This is a genomic window from Pseudomonas sp. FW305-3-2-15-E-TSA4 (assembly GCF_058787295.1).
Window position 1 is genome coordinate 44,116 of the sequence record NZ_JBYSZP010000007.1, and the last position, 20,099, is coordinate 64,214.

Here is a 20,099-nt window from a genome sequence, read left to right on the forward strand (position 1 = left end):
ACTGAACCATTGTGGGAGCGGGCTTGCTCGCGAATGCAATGGGTCAGATAAAGAAATGTTGGCTGACACACCGCATTCGCGAGCAAGCCCGCTCCCACAGGGACGGTGTTCCGGGCACAAAAAAGGGGGCGCTCATGGCGCCCCCTTTTCGTTGCAGCAATCTAAATCAGAACGCCGGCAATACCGCGCCTTTGTACTTCTCGGTAATGAATTTCTTCACTTCCGGGCTGTGCAGCGCAGCCGCCAGTTTCTGCATCGCGGCGCTGTCCTTGTTGTCCGCACGGGACACCAGGATGTTGACGTACGGCGAGTCGTTGCCTTCGATCACCAGCGCGTCCTTGGACGGATCTAGTTTGGCTTCCAGCGCGTAGTTGGTGTTGATCAGCGCCAGATCGACCTGGGTCAGCACGCGCGGGATGGTCGCGGCTTCCAGTTCACGGATTTTCAGGTCTTTCGGGTTCTGCGCGATGTCTTTCGGGGTCGACAGAATGTTGGTCGGATCCTTCAGGGTGATCAGGCCAGCCTTGGCCAGCAGCAACAGCGCACGGCCGCCGTTGGTGGCATCGTTCGGGATCACCACGTTGGCGCCGCTTGGCAGATCCTTCAGATCCTTGATCTTGTTCGAGTAAGCGCCCAGCGGCTCCAGATGCACGCCGGTCACCGCCACCAGGCTGGTGCCCTTGGCCTTGTTGAACTCATCGAGGTACGGCTGGTGCTGGAAGAAGTTGGCGTCCAGGCGCTTTTCAGCCACCTGCACGTTCGGCTGAATGTAGTCGGTGAAGACCTTGACCTTCAGATCCACGCCTTCTTTGGCCAGGGCCGGCTTCACGAATTCGAGGATTTCCGCGTGCGGCACCGGGGTAGCGGCAACGGTCAGGGTTTCAGCGTGGGCCGAAAAAGCGGCTACGGCAGCGAAAGCAGCGATCAGTTTTTTCATTCAGCTAACTCCTTATGAGGCGCCCGTCTGGCGCCTGCCAGCGAATGGCCGGCTCATCTCTTGATTACAAAAACCGGTTATTTGCGCGAGAAATGCACGACCAGTCGGTCGCCGACCATTTGCAGCACTTGTACCAGAATCAGCAGCAACACCACGGTGACGATCATCACATCCGTCTGGAACCGCTGGTAGCCGAAACGGATCGCCAGGTCACCCAGACCACCGGCGCCGACCACACCGGCCATCGCCGTGTAGGACACCAGAGTAATCGCGGTCACCGTAATCGCCGCAAAGATGCCCGGACGGGCTTCCGGCAGCAAGGCGTTCATGATGATCTGCCGGGTGGTCGCGCCCATCGACTGGGTGGCTTCGATGATGCCGCGATCGACTTCACGCAGGGCGGTTTCTACCAGACGCGCGAAGAACGGCGTCGCACCTACCACCAACGGCGGAATCGCACCGGCCACGCCCAGCGAGGTGCCGGTGATCAGCACGGTGAACGGAATCATCACGATCAGCAGAATGATGAACGGCAACGAACGCAGGATGTTCACCGCCAACGACATGAAGGCGTAGAGGCCACGGTTTTCCAGCAACTGACGCGGGCTGCAGAGGAACAGCAGCACACCCAACGGCAGGCCGAGCAATACGGTGAACAGCAGCGAACCACCGAGCATCAACATGGTGTCGCCAGTGGCCAGCCAGATTTCCAGCCAATCGATGTTTTCGAAGAAAGCCTTGAGCATTTCCATTAACGCAGCACCTCCATATGAACGTCAGCGGCGGTGAAGCGGGCGAAGGCCGCTTCCATGTCGCCACCGGTGACGGCGAGGGTCAACTGCCCGTAAGGAATGTCTTTGATGCGGTCGATGCGGCCGGCGAGGATGCTGTAGTCGACCCCGGTTTCCCGGGCCACGGTACCGAGCAACGGCGCGTAGGTCGCTTCGCCCTGGAAGGTCAGACGCACGATGCGACCCGGTACGTGAGCGAAGTCATCGCGCTGTTCGCTTTCGTCGATCTGCTCGCTTTCCTGAACGAAACGCTTGGTGGTCGGGTGCTGCGGATGCAGGAACACATCGGCCACCGAACCTTGCTCGACGATCACCCCGGCATCCATCACTGCCACCTGATCGCAAACGCGACGGATCACGTCCATCTCGTGGGTGATCAGGACGATGGTCAGCTTCAGTTCACGATTGATCTCGGCCAGCAGTTGCAGAACCGACGCGGTGGTCTGCGGGTCGAGGGCGCTGGTGGCCTCGTCGCACAGCAGAATTTTCGGCTTGGTCGCCAGGGCGCGGGCGATGCCGACGCGCTGTTTCTGGCCGCCGGACAATTGTGCCGGGTACTTTTTGGCGTGATCGGACAGACCGACCCGGGCCAGCAACTCGGCGACGCGTTGATTGATTTCGCTGCTCGACAGTTCGCCGGCCAGGGTCAGCGGCAGCGCAACGTTGTCGGCCACGGTCTTGGAGGCGAGCAGGTTGAAGTGCTGGAAGATCATCCCGACCTGCTGGCGGAAGCGGCGCAGGCCGTTGGCGTCCAGCGCGGTGACTTCTTCGCCGTCGACGATGATCTTGCCGCCGCTGGAATCTTCCAGGCGATTGATCAGACGCAGCAGGGTACTTTTGCCCGCACCGGAATGGCCGATCAGGCCGAAGACCTGACCGTTTTCAATCGAAAGACTGGTCGGGTGCAGGGCGGGGATGTCCTTACCGGCGACGCGGTAAGTTTTGTGGACGTTTTGAAACTCGATCACGTAGCGAACCTTGTGGGGCGCGTTAGAAAAGGATCAGCGGTTAGCCGGGCGCGCATTTTAGCCTGTCCGTATAGAGGTTCTTAGCATTTATTTCGCAATTAACCTTCGATTTGGCAATAACAAGATCAAAGGTCATAAAAAAGGAACGCCCGTTCCCGCTCATTGGTCACTAGTTAAGCGACTTGAAACCCTGGGTAACCGTGCCCGGAAACGCTCAAGAGTCCCCGTAAAAAGGGGTCAACCGAGGAGTTTACGTCTGATGAGCAGCAAGAAACCTACGACCGACAAAAGCCAACTGGCCGGAACCGATACCAAGGATCGCGCCAACACCAACGCCAAACTCGACAGCCTGGAGAAATTTCGCTCCGACGCTACCGGCCAGGCCCTGCGCACCAATCAGGGGGTGAAGGTCGCCGATAACCAGAACACCCTCAAGGCCGGCCCGCGCGGGCCGTCGTTGCTGGAAGACTTCATCATGCGTGAGAAAATCACGCACTTTGACCACGAACGCATTCCGGAGCGCATTGTTCACGCGCGCGGCACTGGCGCGCATGGTTTCTTCCAGGCCTATGAGAACCATTCGACGCTGACCAAGGCCGGCTTCCTGCAGGATCCGGGGAAAAAGACTCCGGTATTCGTACGTTTTTCCACGGTGCAGGGGCCGCGCGGTTCCGGTGACACCGTGCGCGACGTGCGCGGTTTCGCGGTGAAGTTCTTCACCGACGAGGGCAACTTCGATCTGGTCGGCAACAACATGCCAGTGTTCTTCATCCAGGACGCGATCAAGTTCCCCGACTTTGTCCACGCGGTGAAACCCGAGCCGCACAACGAAATCCCCACTGGCGGCTCGGCCCACGACACCTTCTGGGACTTCGTCTCGCTGGTGCCGGAATCGGCGCACATGGTGATCTGGGCGATGTCCGACCGGGCAATCCCGAAAAGCCTGCGCAGCATGCAGGGCTTTGGCGTGCACACCTTCCGCCTGGTCAACGCCGAGGGCAAATCGCGCTTCGTCAAATTCCACTGGCGCCCTACCGCCGGCACCTGTTCGCTGGTGTGGGACGAGGCGCAGAAGCTCGCCGGTAAAGACACCGACTACCACCGTCGCGACCTCTGGGAAGCCATCGAGATGGGCGACTACCCGGAATGGGAGCTGGGTGTGCAGATCATCGAGGAGGAAAACGAACATGACTTCGATTTCGACATCCTCGACCCGACCAAGCTGATCCCCGAAGAAATCGTGCCGATCACCCCGCTGGGCAAGATGACCCTGAACCGCAACCCGGACAACTTCTTCGCCGAGACCGAGCAGGTCGCATTCTGCCCCGGCCACATCGTGCCCGGCATCGATTTCTCCAATGACCCGCTGCTGCAAGGCCGGCTGTTTTCCTACACCGATACGCAGATCAGCCGACTCGGTGGGCCGAACTTTCATGAGCTGCCGATCAACCGCCCGGTGGCGCCATTCCACAACGGCCAGCGCGACGCGCAGCACCGCACAGTGATCGACAAGGGGCGCGCGTCCTACGAGCCGAACTCGATTGATGGCGGCTGGCCGAAAGAGACTCCGCCAGCCGCGCAGGACGGCGGCTTCGAGAGCTACCCGGAACGCATCGATGCGAACAAGATCCGCCAGCGCAGCGAGTCGTTCAGCGATCACTTCTCGCAAGCGCGGCTGTTCTTCAACAGCATGAGTGAGCACGAGAAGGAGCACATCATTGCCGCCTACAGCTTCGAGCTGGGCAAGGTCGAACGCGAGTTCATCCGTGCACGGCAGGTGAACGAGATTCTCGCCAACATTGACCTGGAACTGGCCAAACGTGTCGCGGCCAACCTCGGGTTGCCGGCGCCGAGCAAAGGCACGGTCGAGGTGCGCAAGACTTCGTTCGATCATTCGCCAGCGCTGAGTCAGGCGAATCTGCTGCCAGAGGACATCAAAACTCGGAAAGTGGCGATTCTTGCCGCTAACGGCGTCGATGGTGCAGCGATTGATGCGATGAAAAAGGCCTTGGAAGCAGAAGGTGCGCACGCCAAGCTGCTCGGCCCGACCTCGGCACCGGTGAAGACTGCCGACGGCAAAGCCCTGCCGGTGGACGCATCCATGGAAGGTATGCCTTCAGTGATCTTCGATGCGGTGTTCGTGCCGGGTGGTGCGGCGTCGATCAAGGCGTTGAGTGGCGACGGCGTGGCGCTGCATTACCTGCTGGAAGCCTACAAACACCTCAAGGCGATTGCGCTGCACGGCGAGGCCAAGCAGTTGCAGGATCTGCTGAAGCTGGAAGCGGATGCAGGACTGCTGCAGGGCAAGGATGTGCCGGGGTTGACCAAGCCGTTCTTCGCGGCGATCGGGCAGCATCGGGTCTGGGCGCGGGAGCCTAAGGCTAAGGCCATTCCAGCTTAAGTTCTTGGCTGGCTGAGAGGACGCTTTCGCGAGCAAGCCCGCTCCCACAGGGTTCACGCTTTACCTGTGGGAGCGAGCCTGCTCGCGAAGCTTTTAGGGTTTGGCTGGAATCAGAACCATCTGCGCCGGCACCGTGCGCAGGATCTGTTTTTCAATCTTCAGCTCAAAATCCGGATTGAGTTTCTTCACGCGCTTGCTCAGCAACGTCGCCAGCCATGGGTAATCCTGGGTGCGCGGCGCCTGAATGCTCACGGCACACTCATAATTCACCACATCGGCGGCGATCGCGTCGAGTTGCCGGCGAAGTTTGCGGCTATCGTTGATGTTCAGCGCCACCGTGGTGCTTTCGGCAGTCGGATCGATGACCTTGGCTTTCGGCTTGGCTTCGGCCGCCAGCAGCGCCGCTTCGGCTTTCTCCAGCTCGGCTTTGCGCGCTTCGGTGATGGCACCATTGACGCCACCGGTCAGCGCCGGGGCTTTCGGCATCAGGGCACGGGCACGGCTCAGCGCAGTGGCTGCGGCGTTCACATCACCCTTTTGCAATACGATCTGGCTGCGGCGCAGGTAGGCCTCAGCCAACTGGCGCTGGTATTGCTCCAGGGACTGATCGTTGGGGGTTTGTGCCTGCAAGGCGGCCAGTTGGTCTTCGGCGGTGGCCAGTTCGCTGCTGGCCAGGCTTTGCTCCAGCTGTGCGATGGCCGTGGCCCGCGCGTCGGGGGCTTCGGCCACCGGCGGCGTGCTTTGGCAGGCGCCCAGCAGCACGGAAAATGCGACAAGGAGCAGATAACGGGAGGCGAACGGCTTCATTCCTGCGACTCTCTAATTGCGCAAAAAGCGAGCAAGTCTACACCCCTCGACGGGGCAGAACAAAACTCAGCAGAAACAGTGCGGCCGCCGTCACAACGATCGACGGCCCCGCCGGGGTGTCTTTGAACCATGACAACGCCAGCCCGCCACATACGGCGAGCATGCCCAGCAGGCTCGCGCCCACGGCCATCTGCTCCGGCGAGCGGGCGTGACGCTGTGCCGCAGCCGCCGGAATGATCAGCAGCGAAGTAATCAGCAACACACCGACGATTTTCATCGCCACCGCGATCACCACCGCAATCAACAGCATCAGCGCCATGCGCAGGCCCGCCACCGGCAGGCCTTCGACCTTGGCCAATTCCTCATGCACGGTGATCGCCAGCAGCGGCCGCCACAGCGTCACCAGCAACACCAGCACCGCCGCGCTGCCGCCGAGGATCCACGCCAGATCGGTCGGGCTGATCGCCAGCAGGTCGCCGAACAGATAGGCCATCAGGTCGATCCGCACTTCATGCATGAAGCTTAGTACCACCAGCCCGAGAGAGAGCGTGCTCGGTGCGAGAATTCCCAAAAGCGTGTCGGAGGCCAGCGGCTGACGCTGTTGCAAGGTCACCAGCAGCACCGCCAGCAACAGGCAGCCGACGGTCACCGCGACCGTTGGGCTGACATCCAGCAGAAAGCCCAGGGCCACGCCGAGCAGCGCGGCGTGGGACAGGGTGTCGCCGAAGTAGGCCATGCGCCGCCAGACCACGAACGAACCCAACGGCCCGGCGACCAGCGCCAGCGCCAGACCTGCAAGCAGGGCATACAACAGAAAATCAGCCATGCTTGCAGTGGTCTCCGTGAACGTGGGTGTGGCCCGCACCGGGCGCCTTGACCACCGAACCGTGCAGGTCGTGGGCGTGGTCGTGATGGTGGTGATAGATCGCCAGGCTCGGCGCATTCTTGCCGAACAGTTCGACGAACGCCGGATCGCCGCTGACCTGCTCGGGATGCCCGGAGCAGCAGACGTGGCGATTCAGGCACACCACCTGATCGGTGGTGCTCATCACCAGATGCAAATCGTGGGACACCATCAGCACGCCGCAACCGTGACGGTCGCGCAGGCGGGTAATCAGGCTGTATAGCTCGGCCTGCCCGGCGACGTCGACGCCCTGCACCGGCTCATCCAGCACCAGCAGCTCAGGCTCGCGCAAAAGCGCCCGAGCCAGCAGCACGCGCTGCATTTCACCGCCGGAAACACTTTGCACCGGGCTGTCGATGACATGTTCGGCGCCGACTTCCTTGAGCGCCGCCAATGCACGCGGACGGTCTACGCCGGGCACCAGGCGCAGGAAGCGCAGTACCGACAGCGGCAAGGTCGGATCGACGTGCAGCTTTTGCGGCATGTAGCCAACGCGCAGTTTCGGCTTGCGCCAGACGCTGCCGCTGTCCGGTTTCAGCAGCCCGAGCACGGCGCGCACCAGAGTGGTCTTGCCGGCGCCGTTGGGGCCGATCAGGGTGACGATCTGCCCCGGTTCGACGCTCAGCTCGATGTTGTCCAGCACGGTCTGCCCGGCAAAAGTGACGGCGACCTGCTCAAGACGGATCAACGGGTTGCTCATCAAGCCCCCTGGCAACCGGAGCACAGGCCGACCACTTCGACGGTCTGCGCTTCGACGATGAACCCGACATCCCTGGCGCTGTGGATGATCGCGTCGCTGATGGCTTTCTGTTCCAGCTCGATCGCGGCGTGGCACTCGCGGCAGATCAGGAACTGGCCCTGATGCGCATGCTCGGGATGCACACAACCGACGAAAGCGTTGAGCGAGGAGATGCGGTGCACCAGGCCGTTTTCCAGAAGGAAATCCAGCGCACGGTACACGGTCGGCGGCGCGGCGCGGCGGCCGTCCTGCTCGCTGAGCACCGCCAGAATGTCGTAGGCGCCCAGCGGCTTGTGGCTCTGCCACACCAGCTCCAGCACCCGCCGGCGCAACGCAGTCAGGCGCAGGCCTTTCTGGGCGCACAAGGTATCGGCCTCGGTCAGTGCGCTGTGCACGCAATGAGAGTGGTCGTGGGGACGGCTGGCAATCGGTGTAATAGGCATGGGCGGCGACGCGTTTTGATAGAGACGTTATTATGTTACCCGTTCTCGCCTCCTTGAGTGGTCATCGTGTCCCGACTTTTTTCTGTTTTTGTGGCGTTTATCGCCAGTTTTCTGCTGATCGGTTCGGCTCAGGCCGAGGTCAGGGTTCTCACCAGCATCAAACCGCTGCAGTTGATTGCCGCCGCGGTGCAGGACGGCGTGGCCATCCCGGAAGTGCTGCTGCCGCCGGGCGCGTCGCCGCACAACTACGCGTTGCGCCCGTCCGACGTGCGCAAGGTGCAATCGGTGGACCTGCTGTACTGGATCGGCCCGGACATGGAAGGTTTCCTGCCGCGCGTGCTCAACGGTCGTACGCTGCCAAGCGTTGCCGTGCAGGATCTGCCCGGCATGAAACTGCGCCGCTTTGCCGAAGACAGCCATTCCCACGCCGAAGACGCCGACGAGCATGATCACGATCACCGCCCGGGCACGCTCGATGCGCATTTGTGGCTATCGCCGGTCAACGCGCGGGTTATTGCCGCCAAAATGGCGACTGATTTGAGCGCTGCCGACCCAGCCAACGCCGAACGCTATCAGAGCAATGCAAAAGCCTTCGACGAACGCCTCGATGCGCTGGATGCACGACTGAAAAACCGTCTGGCCGGCATTGAAGGCAAACCCTACTTCGTGTTCCACGAAGCCTTCGATTACTTCGAAGACGCTTACGGCCTGAAACACACTGGCGTGTTCAGCGTTGCCGCCGAAGTGCAGCCGGGTGCGCAGCATGTGGCTGCGATGCGCAAGCGTCTGCAGGAAGTGGGCAAGACCTGTGTGTTCAGCGAACCGCCGCTGCGTCCACGTCTGGCGGAAACCCTGGTGGCGGGCCTGCCGGTGAAACTGGCGGAGCTGGATGCGTTGGGCGGCTATACACCGGCGACAGCTCAGGGGTATGAGCAGGTGCTGGAGAAGCTGGGCAAAGATTTGGCCGGGTGCCTGGAATCGTTGTAAACCCCAACTTCTGCTCGCGAAAGCGGTGGGGCGTTCAACATAGATGCTGAATTTGCCGGTCCATTCGCGAGCAAGCCCGCTCCCACGTGGACATTTGTCGTTCGCAAATCCAATGTGGGAGCGGGCTTGCTCGCGAAGCTTTTAAAGAGCAAAAGGTAGCGGTGTATGCACCTGCTGCCGCTGCGCCAAGCGCTGCTCGAACTCCCGCGGATCGTGAATCAGCACGTCCTGCCCGGCAAACTGCTCGGCGGCGATCAACCGCGACAGCCAGAACCGCACACACGCCACACGCAGCAGGGTCGGCCATAGCTCCGCTTCAGCGGCAGTGAACGGACGCAGCGCCGCATAGGCGCCGAGGAATGCGCGGGCACGCGGCCCGTCAATCAAGCCTTCCTCGTCCGAACACCAGTCGTTCAAGGCAATCGCCACGTCATAGAGCATCGGTCCCGAGCAGGCGTTGTAGAAGTCGATCAAGCCGGTCAGGTGCGTGCCTTCGAACATCGCATTGTCGCGGAACAGATCCGCATGAATGTTGGCCCGTGGCAGCGCGAGGATTCTTTCTTTCTGCACAGTGATTTCATCCAGCGCCTTGCGCAGCAGCACACGCGGCTCGTCCGCCAGATGCGAAAGAAACTCCGTGCCCTCCTCCAGCATCCAGTCCAGGCCACGATCGGTCTTGCGCTTGATCATGCGCTCGCCCTGGGTCGCCAAGTGCAGATGCGCCTGCAACTCACCGACCTGCGCGCAATGCTGAGCGTTGGCGACTTTGATGTGCTTGCCGGACAGCCGCGGCTGGAGCAATGCCGGTTTACCCTTCAGTTCACGCAGGGCCACGCCGTCAGTGGTACGCAGCGCGTAGGGCACCGGCAGATCAGCCTCGTGCAGCACGTCGAGCAGGTCGATGAAGAACGGCATTTCCTGCACCGGGCCGCGTTCGACCAGGGTCAGGACGAATTCGCCCTGCTCCAGGCTGATGAAGAAATTGGTGTTTTCGCTGCCGGCGGCGATCCCCTGGAAATCAAGCAGACGGCCGAGCCCATAAGGGGCGAGAAAGGTTTCCAGCTCGGGCCGAGCCAGGGGGGTGAACACAGACATGGTTAAAAACTGCTCAGTTCGGGCGCCGCGATCAAGCGGCGCCGATTAAAAGTCGGGAATCTTACTTCCAGGTAAAGATTTCCCACGACGGAATCAGCATATCCGGCTGGTCGGAACGGATGTAGTTCGCGTCCGAACCATCGGCGCGCACCAGGAAATACGGTTTGCCGCCCTTCGGCGTGACCTTGATCGCATACACAAAGCCACTGCGGCTGTATTCCTGAATGACCTTGTCGCCTTCGGTGTGCGTGTTAATGGTAACTTCCGGCTCCTTTGACGGCGCATCATCCGCCGCCATCGCGGCCAATGGTGAGGCCGCAATCAAACCGACCAGCAGCAAGCGATTTAACGTACGCATGATAACCTTGTCCCTTTGTCGTCAACGGTCCCGCTATTCTAGCGCCGGGCCCGCCGAAAAGGTTGATTCTGCTCATGAGCCAAGCCCCCCTCGTCCTGGTGGACGGTTCGTCTTACCTGTACCGCGCTTTCCACGCCCTGCCACCGCTGACCACCTCCAAAGGCCTGCCGACCGGCGCGGTCAAAGGTGTGCTGAACATGCTCAAGAGTCTGCGCAAGCAGTACCCGGACAGCCCGTTCGCCGTGGTCTTCGACGCCAAGGGCGGGACGTTTCGCGATGAGATGTACGCCGAATACAAGGCCAACCGCCCAAGCATGCCCGACGACATGCGGGTGCAGATCGAACCGCTGCACCAGAGTGTGATCGCCCTCGGTTTCCCGCTGCTGTGCGTGGAAGGCGTCGAGGCGGACGACGTGATCGGCACCCTCGCCCGCAGCAGCGCGGCGGCGGATCGTCCGGTGATCATCTCCACCGGCGACAAAGACATGGCACAACTGGTCGATGGCCACATTACCTTGGTCAACACCATGTCCGGTAGCTCGATGGATGTGGAGGGCGTGAAGGAGAAATTCGGGGTCGCACCCGAGCAGATAATCGATTATCTGGCGCTGATGGGCGATTCTTCCGACAACATTCCGGGTGTTCCCGGCATCGGTCCGAAGACCGCCTCCGGCCTGCTGGTCGGCGTCAACGGCGGCCTGACCGAGTTGTACGCGAATCTCGACATCGTCCCGACCCTGCCGATTCGCGGCGCGAAAACCCTGCCGGCCAAGCTCGAAGAGCACAAGGAGATGGCTTTCCTCTCCTATCAACTGGCGACCATCAAAGTCGACGTGCCGCTGGACATCGGCCTCGATGACCTGCAGATGGGCGCGGAAGACCCGGCCAAGCTCTACGAGCTGTACACCCTGCTGGAATTCAAGAGCTGGCTGAATGATCTGGATCGTGACGCCAAGCGCCAGGAACTGAGCGCGGCCGCCGAACCTGCGCCGGCTGGCGATCTGTTCAGCGCCCCCGCAGAAGAAGCCCCTGCCGCTCCGACCGAAGCAGCGTATGAAACCATCCTCGATCAGGCGCGTTTCGATGTCTGGCTGGAGAAACTGAACAACGCCAAGCTGTTCGCCTTCGACACCGAGACCACCGGCATCGACGCGCAACAGGCGCAACTGGTCGGCCTTTCGTTCGCGGTGAAGGCCAACGAAGCGGCGTACATTCCGCTGACCCACTCCTACATCGGCGTGCCGGAGCAGCTGGATCGCGACACGGTGCTGCGTGCGTTGAAGCCGATTCTGGAAGACCCGAACAAACTCAAGGTCGGCCAGCACGCCAAGTTCGACATGAACATTCTGGCCAACTGCGCCATCGGCGGCGATCAGAGCCAGGGCATCAATGTGCGCGGGATCGCCTTCGACACCATGCTTGAGTCCTACGTGCTCAACTCCACCGCCACCCGCCACGACATGGACAGCCTCGCGCAGAAGTACCTGGATCACACCACCGTGAGCTTCCAGGACATCGCCGGCAAAGGCGCCAAGCAGCTGACCTTCGACCAGATCGCCCTGGAGCAGGCCGGCCCGTACGCCGCCGAAGACGCAGACATTACCCTGCGCCTGCACCAGACCCTGTTCGACAAACTCAGCGCGATCCCGAGCCTGGCCAGCGTGCTGACCGACATCGAGATTCCGCTGGTGCCGGTGCTGGCGCGCATCGAACGTCAGGGCGCGTTCGTCGATGCAGAACTGCTCGGCATCCAGAGCATTGAGCTGGGCAACAAGATGGTCGCGCTGGAGCGTGAAGCGTTCGAGATCGCCGGCGAAGAATTCAACCTCGGCTCGCCGAAGCAGCTGGGCGTGATCCTCTACGAAAAGCTCGGCCTGCCGGTGCTGAAGAAAACCGCCAAGGGCCAGCCATCGACCGCCGAGGAAGTGCTGGCGAAACTGGCCGAGGACGATCACCGCTTGCCAAAAGTGCTGATGGAACACCGTTCCATGAGCAAGCTGAAAAGCACCTACACCGATCGCCTGCCGGAGCAGATCAACCCGCGCACCGGGCGTATCCACACCTCGTACCACCAGGCCGTGGCATCGACCGGGCGCTTGTCCTCCAGCGATCCGAACCTGCAGAACATTCCGGTGCGTACCGCTGAAGGCCGCCGCATCCGTCAGGCGTTCGTCGCGCCCAAAGGCTACAAACTGCTGGCGGCGGACTATTCGCAGATCGAACTGCGGATCATGGCCCACTTGTCCAAGGACGAAGGCCTGATGAATGCCTTCCGCAACAATCTGGACGTGCACACCGCAACCGCCGCTGAAGTGTTCAAGGTCGAGCTGAGCGACGTGACTTCCGACCAGCGCCGTGGCGCCAAGGCGATCAACTTCGGCCTGATCTACGGCATGGGCGCGCAGAAACTCGGCAAGGACATCGGCGTCGACACCAAGACCGCCAAGGCCTACATCGACACCTACTTCGCCCGTTATCCGGGTGTGCGCGAATACATGGAGCGCACCCGCAAGCAGGCCGCCGACCAAGGCTATGTAGAGACCTTCTTCGGTCGTCGCCTATATCTGCCGGAAATCAACTCGAACAAGCCGCAGGAACGCGCTGCCGCCGAACGCACGGCGATCAACGCGCCGATGCAAGGCACCGCCGCCGACATCATCAAGAAAGCCATGGTGGCGGTGGATAACTGGCTGGCATCGTCCGGGCTGGACGCCAGAGTCATCCTGCAGGTGCACGACGAACTGGTACTGGAGGTTCGCGAGGATCTGGTCGATCAGGTGAGTCAGGAAATCCGCCTGCACATGAGCGAAGCGGCGAAACTGGACGTGCCGTTGCTGGTGGAAGTTGGCGTCGGCAACAACTGGGATGAGGCGCACTGAGGCGTCTAGGCCGGGCGTTTGCCGCGACACACTGTCGCGGAAAACGGCCGAAAAGCGCTTATTTCGAATCGCGCTTGCGGTTATTCCAAAGCTTTTGAAAAAAAATCTGAACTAATCTGACAACTCACTACTCAGAGATACTGAATGGCTGGTGAAGCCCTTCGATGCTCCTATGTTGTGTTAAGTGTTGGCAGATATCTGAACCCCGCCCTAGCGGTTCGGAACTTGAACCCCGGAACTTCTCCCTCCCCATATGAAGTCCGGGGCTTTTTTTGCCTGCGATTTACTCAGCAGGCAATTCGGCACCTTTATCGGCCAGTTCCATCCAGCCTGCCAACACAGTGTAGGCCTCTTCCAGGCCCATGCGTTTTGGCGCCGAGAACAGCTGGATTGTCACCAGATCGCCCCAGCCCTTGCGGATTTCCGCCTGCACCTTCAGCAGCGTGTTCTTGGCAGCGCCGTAGGTCAGTTTGTCGGCCTTGGTTAGCAGAATATGCATCGGCATGCCGGCCGCAACGGCCCAGTCGAGCATCAGCAGGTCGAAGTCGGTCATTGGATGACGGATGTCCATCATCAGAATCAAACCCTTCAAACTCTCCCGGCCACCGAGGTACGCCTCGAGGTGACGCTGCCAGTGTTGCTTGAGCGGGATCGGTACTTTTGCATAACCGTAGCCCGGCAGGTCGACCAGACGCCGTTCATCGTCTAGCTTGAAGAAGTTCAACAGCTGTGTGCGACCCGGGGTTTTCGAGGTACGCGCCAGACTGGCGTGAGTCAGGGTGTTCAGTGCGCTGGATTTACCGGCGTTGGAACGACCGGCGAACGCCACTTCGAAGCCTTCGTCGTCAGGGCATTGATCGACTTTGGCGGCACTGAGCATGAACGTGGACTGTTGGCACAGGCCGAGGATGGGATTCTTGAGTTGCATGGGATTTCCGATGTGGGCGGCGCCGGGATTGGGCGCGGAACGCGGTGTCGCTTCCGTTTCAGTGACGCCAGTATATAATGCCGCAGATTTTGTGTGTGCTTTGTCCCAGCGAAGGATGAAGTTCATGAGAGCCAAAGACCTTGATTGCGCATCAGAACGCAGAACGCTCTCAACCCTGAAAAGGTCGTTTTATGACGAAATGGCTGCTGGCTGCCGGAGTCCTGATACCGCTTTGCGGCGCACAGGCTACACAGGAACCGGAAGCCGTGTACAACCGTGTTTGTGGTGCCTGTCATTCCGGCCAACTACCCATGGCGCCCGCAAGAGGCGATCAGGCAGCTTGGACGCCGAGGTTGGCGAAAGGTATGGAGACGCTGGTGCAACACGTGACCCAGGGTTTCAAGGCGATGCCGCCGCGTGGTTTGTGCATGGACTGCAGTGCCGAGGATTACCAGGCCATCATCCTTTGGATGAGCGAGAGTAAACCCGGTCCATAACTCTTAACCCTTAGCCGTAGTTGGATTAGCTGATGAACAAATTGATCGTGAGTCTGCTGTTGACCGTGGGAATTTCAGGCTTCGCCCATGCTGCCGGTGATGCCGCCGCCGGCCAGGCGAAAGCTGCCGTCTGCGGAGCCTGCCATGGCCCGGACGGGAACAGCATGGCGCCAAACTTCCCGAAACTGGCCGGTCAGGGTGAACGCTACCTCGACAAGCAGTTGCACGATATCAAGTCGGGCAAGCGCCAGGTTCTGGAAATGACCGGCCTGCTGACCAACCTGAGCGATCAGGATCTGGCTGACATTGCAGCCTACTTCGCCAGCCAGAAAGGCAGCGTCGGTGCCGCCGATCCAAAGATCGTCGCCCGTGGTGAGGCGCTGTTCCGTGGCGGCAACCTGGAAAAAGGCCTGCCAGCCTGCACCGGCTGCCATTCGCCGAACGGTGCCGGTAACGCTGCTGCAGGTTTCCCTCACCTGGGTGGCCAACATGCTCAATACATCACCAAACAGCTGACCGACTTCCGCAAGGAAGAAGGTGGTCGCGCCAACGACGGCGACGCGATGACCATGCGCACCATCGCGCGCAAACTGAGCGACGAAGACATTGCCGCAGTCTCCAGCTACATCCAGGGCCTGCACTAACCGCCCTGAATCGAGCGTTAACGCTGATGGACATCTCCTGCAACGTTAACGCTCGATTAATCCGTCGCAGCAAGTATAAAAAGGGTGGCTTTGGCCGCCCTTTTTTGTGGCCGCTGCCGTTACACTACAGAACTCATGCCCGCCAGGATCTGTCTGAAAACAGGTCGCGCGAGGCGACCAAAATTGTCCAGGAGTAAAGCATGCGTAATCTGATCATCAGCGCCGCTCTCGTCGCTGCCAGCCTGTTCGGCGTGACCGCCCAGGCCGCCGAAGCACCCGCTGCCCCTTATGTCGAACTGGCCAACCCGGTGCCAGTGGCAGAGCCTGGCAAGATCGAAGTCGTGGAGCTGTTCTGGTACGGCTGCCCACATTGCTACGCGTTCGAGCCGGTGATCAATCCCTGGGTTGAAAAACTGCCGTCCGACGTCAACTTCGTACGCATTCCTGCCATGTTCGGCGGCCCGTGGGATGCTCACGGCCAAATGTTCCTGACCCTGGAAGCAATGGGCGTCGAGCACAAGGTTCACGCTGCGGTTTTCGAAGCAATTCAGAAACAACACAAGAAGCTGACCGACAAGAACGACATGGCTGACTTCCTCGCCACACAGGGCGTGGACAAGGACAAGTTCCTCGCCACCTTTGACTCGTTCGCGATCAAAGGTCAGATCGTCAAAGCGCGTGAGCTGGCCAAGAAGTATGAAATCACTGGCGTGCCAACCATGATCGTCAACGGCAAGTACCGCTTCGACATCGGCTCTGCCGGTGGTGCCGAACAAGCCCTGAAACTGGCTGATCAACTGGTCGCCAAAGAGCGAGCGGCCAACAAGGCAGCCGCCAACTAAGCGCGGTAACCGCCATGCGCCGCTGGGGCACCGAACGCAGCGTTGGCCTGCATGATCCGCAGGTCAACGAGCATCACCTGGAGTCCACGGGCCTGCCCGCAGACCATCGTCTGCGCTTGCTCAGTTTCAATATCCAGGTCGGCATCAGCACCGAGCGCTATCGGCATTATCTGACCCGCAGCTGGCAGCACCTGCTGCCGCACACCGGGCGCTCAGGCAATCTGCAGAAGATCGGTGACCTGCTTGGCGACTTCGATCTGGTCGCCCTGCAGGAAGCCGATGGCGGCAGTCTGCGCTCAGGCTACGTCAATCAAGTCGAACACCTGGCCCACCTCGGCGCCTTCCCCTACTGGTATCAACAACTCAATCGCAACCTCGGCCGACTGGCCCAGCACAGCAATGGCGTGCTCAGTCGCCTGAAGCCGTGGGCGATCGAAGATCATCCGCTGCCCGGCCCCAAAGGTCGCGGCGCGATCCTGCTGCGCTTCGGCGAAGGTCCGGAGGCGCTGGTGGTGGTGATGATGCATCTGGCGCTCGGCGCAAGGGTACGCAGCCTGCAACTGGCCTATATTCGTGACCTGATCAGTGGCTACAAGCACCAGATATTGATGGGCGACATGAACACCCATGCCAGTGATCTGCTACAACAGTCACCGTTACGCGATCTCGGCCTGCTGGCCCCGCAGATGCAAGCCACATTTCCCAGTTGGCGGCCACAGCGATGCCTTGATCATATTTTGCTCAGCCCGACCCTGACCCTGGAAAAGGTCGAAGTGCTGGCCCAACCCATTTCCGATCACCTGCCGGTCGCGGTAGAGATTCGTCTGCCGGGTTCGCTCACGGCCGATGCATTGCCCGCGTTGAGTCCTGCCCCTCGCGGAACCCCTGAATGAGCGACGACGCCCAGCGCTGGAAAGAGAAGTACCTCAAAAGCATCGAACAACAGGACAAGCTCGAACGTCGCTGGGCCGCCCGGCTCGACTTGCTGCGCCGCGGTCTGGTGCGCAGCACGCTGGCCGCTGAAGGCACCGACAAGGTCGTTGATCAGTGCATGAAAGAGATGCGCGACGTGGTGCGCACCGACGACATGGACGCCGGCCTCGCCGCCCTGCTGCCGCGCCTGGAAAAAGCCGTGCTCGATTCCGAGCAACGTCGCGAAACCCGAATCGATCAGGTCAGCACCGCGCTTACCGCGCTGGTCACCCAGCTACAAGCGCTGCCGCTGCCCCGGGAAGTCGCCCAGCCGCTGAAGAAATTCGCCAAGCAACTCGACAGCCGGGTCGGCCAGGCGCGGGAAATGCCGCTGCTGCTGAGCGAACTCAGCGGTTTGCAGGGCAAGGCGTTGAGCCAGCTGGAAACGCCGCCCGAGCCCGACCGCCCGGGCTTTTTGCAGCGCCTGTTTGGCAGCCGCGACAGTGAAGGGGTGCCAGAGTCTTCGGATCAGCCTCAGGCGCCGACGCCGACGCCGACGCCGGCCAACGCTGAACCTGCATCTGAGCCGGTACCCGCGCCAACCGCAGCGGTCGAGCCGATTCCGGCAGCACCCGTCACCGTAGCGGCCATCGCGCAACCACCAGAGGCCGAGCTTAAGCAAACGCCAGCAGTGCAGCCCGAGTCCGAATCACCTGTGTTCGCGTTCGTGTCTCCGGTCATTGCTGCCGAGCCGATCAGCGAACCCGTTGCTGCACCTGCACTACCAGCGGCCGAACCTGAAGCCGAACGGCCGACCACCCCGATCACGGCGCCAGCACCTGCTGCCGCGTTCAACCCCGACGAGTTGATCCACCCGGGCGACATCCCGGCACCGTTGCTCCTCGATAGTCTGCCCCTGCCCGAACCGATTGCCCAGGCTTTGGCCGCCATCGATCCGGAGCAACCCGAGCAGGACATTCTGTACGCCCTGCCCGATTCCCCGGAGCCGTCTTACAGTTCAGTGGCCAAACACATCGAAGACACGCTGATCGGGCTGCTCGACGACCTGACCCTGCCCGAGCGCCATCGCCCGCAGGCTGAGGCGATGCGCGACCGGTTGAAAAATGGCCTGAACTGGTACGAACTGCTGCCGATTCTCGACGATCTGGCGACCTTGATGCTGGCGATCACCGACAGCGGCCAGCACGAATTCGAAGCCTATCTGCAGCAACTCAACGAGCGCCTCGAAGCGTTCCAGAGCAACCTGCAGGCCGCCAGCGATGGCCACGCCGACAACAGCTCGGCGGCGCGGGCGATGGACACGCAGATCCGCGAGCAGGTCGATGGTTTGCAGACCAGCATGCAGGAAGCGGCCGATCTGGATGACCTCAAGCAAGTGCTGGAGAACCATCTGGAAGGCCTGCTCGGCACCATGGATCAACACCAGAAACAACGCGACGCCCGCGAGCAGGAAGTGGCGGCACGCCTCAAGGGTCTGGCCGAGCGTGTGGCGCACATGGAGCAGGAAGCCCTGGGCTTTCGCGAACACCTGGAAGAACAGCGGCAGAAAGCCCTGATCGATCCGCTGACCGGCCTGCCCAACCGCGCCGCCTGGAGCGAACGCCTGGAACACGAGATCAAGCAGTGGCAGCAACACGGCAACACCTTGAGTCTGGCGATGCTCGACCTCGATCATTTCAAGCGCATCAACGACAACTACGGCCATCTGGCCGGCGACAAGGTGCTGAAGATCATCGCCACAGTGCTGCGCAAACGCCTGCGCGCAGCGGATTTCATTGCCCGTTTTGGTGGTGAGGAATTCGTTCTGCTGCTGCCGGCGACCACGCCTGCGGTGGGCGCCAAACTGCTGGAGACCCTGCGCGCGGCGATCGAAGCCTGCCCGTTTCACTTCAAGGGCGAACGGGTGACGATCACCATCTCCATGGGCCTGGCGTCGTTCAGGATGGGAGAACACAGCGATCTGGTGCTCAAAAGAGCCGATCAGGCGTTGTACCGCGCAAAAAACGGCGGGCGCAACCGGGTCGAGCTGGGCTGAGCAATTGTTCCATTTTGTTTAATTCAGCCCGCCGGCCGTCGAGACCCGAGGCAGTACGTTACACTGTTGCATTACTGTCTTGCGTGTACTGCCTTCTGCCATGAAATTTTTTGCCCTCCTCGCGTCGCTGCTCGTTCTGGCCGGTTGTGCCAGCGGCCCGCGTTACGACACCAGCCATCCTTCGGCCAATCACGACAGCCGCGTGCAGTTCGTGATCGTGCATTACACCTCGGCGTCCCTCGCGCGTTCGCTGCAACTGCTGACCCACGGCGAAGTCAGCAGCCACTACCTGATCGGCGACGACAAGGGCGGCACCATCTACAAGCTGATGGATGAAAACCAGCGCGCCTGGCACGCCGGGGAAAGCCAATGGCAGGGCCGCACCTGGCTCAACTCCAGCTCGATCGGTATCGAGATCGTCAATCCGGGCTTCAAGGACACGCCGACCGGGCGCCTGTGGTTCCCTTATAGCGAAGCGCAGATTCAGTCGCTGATTGTTCTGCTCAAGGACATCAGTCAGCGCCAGGGCATCAGCCCGCGCCATATCATCGGCCACAGCGACATCGCGCCCCTGCGCAAACTCGACCCCGGCCCACTGTTCCCATGGAAACGTCTGGCCGCTGAAGGCTTGGGCGTATGGCCTAATGAACAAGCGGTGGCGCGGCAGCAGGTACAGTTCAACGCCGAACTGCCGAGCATTAGCTGGTTCCAGGAACAACTGGCGCGCGTCGGTTACGACACTCCGCAAACCGGCGAGCTGGATGTGGCGACGCGCCACGTGCTCGCAGCGTTCCAGATGCACTTCCGCCCTTCCCGTTTCGACGGTTTGCCGGACGCGCAAACAGCCGCGTTGTTACTGGTACTCAATCAGACAAAATAATGACGCCCGCCCGACGGTCAGGGCGAAATCG

The 20,099-nt window shown here is 61.2% G+C and carries 19 protein-coding genes; 9 read left to right on the forward strand and 10 right to left on the reverse strand.

Going from position 1 to position 20,099, the window contains the following annotated elements; genetic code table 11:
• Positions 1 to 166: 166 nt before the first annotated feature.
• The 3 genes from AC3WMV_RS11345 to AC3WMV_RS11355 all read right to left on the reverse strand — a co-directional run bounded on the left by AC3WMV_RS11345 (position 167) and on the right by AC3WMV_RS11355 (position 2,696).
• Positions 167 to 937, reverse strand: coding sequence for a MetQ/NlpA family ABC transporter substrate-binding protein (locus tag AC3WMV_RS11345; protein ID WP_027610228.1), 771 nt, complete (start codon positions 935 to 937; stop codon positions 167 to 169).
• A 77-nt stretch (positions 938 to 1,014) separates the two neighbouring features.
• Positions 1,015 to 1,689 carry a methionine ABC transporter permease gene (locus AC3WMV_RS11350; protein ID WP_027610229.1) on the reverse strand — a complete coding sequence of 225 codons (675 nt, stop codon included), beginning with the start codon at positions 1,687 to 1,689 and terminating at the stop codon, positions 1,015 to 1,017.
• Positions 1,689 to 2,696 (reverse strand): methionine ABC transporter ATP-binding protein, encoded by a 1,008-nt coding sequence (locus tag AC3WMV_RS11355; protein ID WP_027610230.1) that lies wholly within the window; start codon positions 2,694 to 2,696, stop codon positions 1,689 to 1,691. The genes AC3WMV_RS11350 and AC3WMV_RS11355 overlap by 1 nt, the downstream gene beginning before the upstream one ends.
• A 259-nt stretch (positions 2,697 to 2,955) precedes the next feature.
• Between AC3WMV_RS11355 and katE the strand changes: the two genes are divergently transcribed.
• A complete protein-coding gene (gene katE / locus AC3WMV_RS11360) occupies positions 2,956 to 5,097 on the forward strand; it encodes a catalase HPII (protein ID WP_098966480.1) in 2,142 nt (713 codons plus the stop codon).
• A 93-nt stretch (positions 5,098 to 5,190) separates the two neighbouring features.
• Here katE and AC3WMV_RS11365 read toward each other — a convergent pair whose 3' ends face one another.
• From AC3WMV_RS11365 to AC3WMV_RS11380, 4 genes are read right to left on the reverse strand one after another with little or no spacing between them, the layout of a single operon-like run.
• Positions 5,191 to 5,904: a PA5502 family lipoprotein gene (locus tag AC3WMV_RS11365; protein WP_103367997.1), complete on the reverse strand. Its 714-nt coding sequence runs from the start codon at positions 5,902 to 5,904 to the stop codon at positions 5,191 to 5,193.
• A gap of 37 nt (positions 5,905 to 5,941) precedes the next feature.
• Positions 5,942 to 6,730 carry a zinc ABC transporter permease subunit ZnuB gene (gene znuB / locus AC3WMV_RS11370; protein ID WP_008081222.1) on the reverse strand — a complete coding sequence of 263 codons (789 nt, stop codon included), beginning with the start codon at positions 6,728 to 6,730 and terminating at the stop codon, positions 5,942 to 5,944.
• Positions 6,723 to 7,508 (reverse strand): zinc ABC transporter ATP-binding protein ZnuC, encoded by a 786-nt coding sequence (znuC, locus tag AC3WMV_RS11375; protein WP_027610233.1) that lies wholly within the window; start codon positions 7,506 to 7,508, stop codon positions 6,723 to 6,725. The genes znuB and znuC overlap by 8 nt, the downstream gene beginning before the upstream one ends.
• Positions 7,508 to 7,990, reverse strand: a complete 483-nt coding sequence (locus AC3WMV_RS11380; RefSeq protein ID WP_097090199.1) for a Fur family transcriptional regulator — start codon at positions 7,988 to 7,990, stop codon at positions 7,508 to 7,510. Before AC3WMV_RS11380 ends, znuC begins: the two co-directional genes overlap by 1 nt.
• Before the next feature lie 66 nt (positions 7,991 to 8,056).
• Between AC3WMV_RS11380 and AC3WMV_RS11385 the strand changes: the two genes are divergently transcribed.
• A complete protein-coding gene (locus AC3WMV_RS11385; protein ID WP_103368015.1) occupies positions 8,057 to 8,977 on the forward strand; it encodes a zinc ABC transporter substrate-binding protein in 921 nt (306 codons plus the stop codon).
• 141 nt (positions 8,978 to 9,118) lie between these two features.
• Here the strand turns inward: AC3WMV_RS11385 and AC3WMV_RS11390 are convergent, their stop codons facing one another.
• Positions 9,119 to 10,072, reverse strand: a complete 954-nt coding sequence (locus AC3WMV_RS11390) for a homoserine kinase (protein WP_027610236.1) — start codon at positions 10,070 to 10,072, stop codon at positions 9,119 to 9,121.
• 61 nt (positions 10,073 to 10,133) lie between these two features.
• Complete coding sequence (locus AC3WMV_RS11395; RefSeq protein WP_047597035.1) at positions 10,134 to 10,430, reverse strand: DUF2782 domain-containing protein; 297 nt, start codon at positions 10,428 to 10,430, stop codon at positions 10,134 to 10,136.
• Positions 10,431 to 10,504: 74 nt separating this feature from the next.
• Between AC3WMV_RS11395 and polA the strand changes: the two genes are divergently transcribed.
• Entirely contained in the window at positions 10,505 to 13,309 is a 2,805-nt protein-coding gene (gene polA / locus AC3WMV_RS11400) for a DNA polymerase I (protein WP_103367996.1), read from the forward strand.
• Positions 13,310 to 13,592: 283 nt separating this feature from the next.
• On the opposite strand, the gene yihA is transcribed toward polA, so the two are convergent.
• The gene (yihA, locus tag AC3WMV_RS11405) at positions 13,593 to 14,237 is read right to left on the reverse strand and encodes a ribosome biogenesis GTP-binding protein YihA/YsxC (RefSeq protein ID WP_027610238.1); all 645 of its coding nucleotides are present in this window, start codon (positions 14,235 to 14,237) and stop codon (positions 13,593 to 13,595) included.
• Positions 14,238 to 14,428: 191 nt separating this feature from the next.
• On the opposite strand from yihA, the gene AC3WMV_RS11410 reads away from it, so the two are divergent.
• The 6 genes from AC3WMV_RS11410 to AC3WMV_RS11435 all read left to right on the forward strand — a co-directional run bounded on the left by AC3WMV_RS11410 (position 14,429) and on the right by AC3WMV_RS11435 (position 20,068).
• On the forward strand, positions 14,429 to 14,734 hold the full coding sequence (locus AC3WMV_RS11410; RefSeq protein ID WP_027610239.1) for a c-type cytochrome: 306 nt from the start codon (positions 14,429 to 14,431) through the stop codon (positions 14,732 to 14,734).
• Between the two features lie 32 nt (positions 14,735 to 14,766).
• A complete protein-coding gene (locus AC3WMV_RS11415) occupies positions 14,767 to 15,378 on the forward strand; it encodes a c-type cytochrome (protein WP_103367995.1) in 612 nt (203 codons plus the stop codon).
• Between the two features lie 200 nt (positions 15,379 to 15,578).
• Complete coding sequence (locus AC3WMV_RS11420; protein ID WP_027610241.1) at positions 15,579 to 16,220, forward strand: thiol:disulfide interchange protein DsbA/DsbL; 642 nt, start codon at positions 15,579 to 15,581, stop codon at positions 16,218 to 16,220.
• Between the two features lie 14 nt (positions 16,221 to 16,234).
• Complete coding sequence (locus tag AC3WMV_RS11425; protein WP_027610242.1) at positions 16,235 to 17,113, forward strand: endonuclease/exonuclease/phosphatase family protein; 879 nt, start codon at positions 16,235 to 16,237, stop codon at positions 17,111 to 17,113.
• Positions 17,110 to 19,188 (forward strand): GGDEF domain-containing protein, encoded by a 2,079-nt coding sequence (locus AC3WMV_RS11430; RefSeq protein WP_103367994.1) that lies wholly within the window; start codon positions 17,110 to 17,112, stop codon positions 19,186 to 19,188. The genes AC3WMV_RS11425 and AC3WMV_RS11430 overlap by 4 nt, the downstream gene beginning before the upstream one ends.
• A 100-nt stretch (positions 19,189 to 19,288) precedes the next feature.
• Positions 19,289 to 20,068, forward strand: coding sequence for an N-acetylmuramoyl-L-alanine amidase (locus AC3WMV_RS11435; protein WP_096797610.1), 780 nt, complete (start codon positions 19,289 to 19,291; stop codon positions 20,066 to 20,068).
• Positions 20,069 to 20,099 lie beyond the last annotated feature (31 nt).

Bases quoted from the DNA above. Each gene is read 5' to 3' on its own strand.
- AC3WMV_RS11345 (WP_027610228.1), bottom strand. From the start codon at position 937: ATGAAAAAACTGATCGCTGCTTTCGCTGCCGTAGCCGCTTTTTCGGCC.
- AC3WMV_RS11350 (WP_027610229.1), bottom strand. From the start codon at position 1,689: ATGGAAATGCTCAAGGCTTTCTTCGAAAACATCGATTGGCTGGAAATC.
- katE (WP_098966480.1), top strand. From the start codon at position 2,956: ATGAGCAGCAAGAAACCTACGACCGACAAAAGCCAACTGGCCGGAACC.
- AC3WMV_RS11365 (WP_103367997.1), bottom strand. From the start codon at position 5,904: ATGAAGCCGTTCGCCTCCCGTTATCTGCTCCTTGTCGCATTTTCCGTG.
- znuB (WP_008081222.1), bottom strand. From the start codon at position 6,730: ATGGCTGATTTTCTGTTGTATGCCCTGCTTGCAGGTCTGGCGCTGGCG.
- znuC (WP_027610233.1), bottom strand. From the start codon at position 7,508: ATGAGCAACCCGTTGATCCGTCTTGAGCAGGTCGCCGTCACTTTTGCC.
- AC3WMV_RS11380 (WP_097090199.1), bottom strand. From the start codon at position 7,990: ATGCCTATTACACCGATTGCCAGCCGTCCCCACGACCACTCTCATTGC.
- AC3WMV_RS11390 (WP_027610236.1), bottom strand. From the start codon at position 10,072: ATGTCTGTGTTCACCCCCCTGGCTCGGCCCGAGCTGGAAACCTTTCTC.
- AC3WMV_RS11395 (WP_047597035.1), bottom strand. From the start codon at position 10,430: ATGCGTACGTTAAATCGCTTGCTGCTGGTCGGTTTGATTGCGGCCTCA.
- polA (WP_103367996.1), top strand. From the start codon at position 10,505: ATGAGCCAAGCCCCCCTCGTCCTGGTGGACGGTTCGTCTTACCTGTAC.
- yihA (WP_027610238.1), bottom strand. From the start codon at position 14,237: ATGCAACTCAAGAATCCCATCCTCGGCCTGTGCCAACAGTCCACGTTC.
- AC3WMV_RS11410 (WP_027610239.1), top strand. From the start codon at position 14,429: ATGACGAAATGGCTGCTGGCTGCCGGAGTCCTGATACCGCTTTGCGGC.
- AC3WMV_RS11415 (WP_103367995.1), top strand. From the start codon at position 14,767: ATGAACAAATTGATCGTGAGTCTGCTGTTGACCGTGGGAATTTCAGGC.
- AC3WMV_RS11420 (WP_027610241.1), top strand. From the start codon at position 15,579: ATGCGTAATCTGATCATCAGCGCCGCTCTCGTCGCTGCCAGCCTGTTC.
- AC3WMV_RS11425 (WP_027610242.1), top strand. From the start codon at position 16,235: ATGCGCCGCTGGGGCACCGAACGCAGCGTTGGCCTGCATGATCCGCAG.
- AC3WMV_RS11430 (WP_103367994.1), top strand. From the start codon at position 17,110: ATGAGCGACGACGCCCAGCGCTGGAAAGAGAAGTACCTCAAAAGCATC.
- AC3WMV_RS11435 (WP_096797610.1), top strand. From the start codon at position 19,289: ATGAAATTTTTTGCCCTCCTCGCGTCGCTGCTCGTTCTGGCCGGTTGT.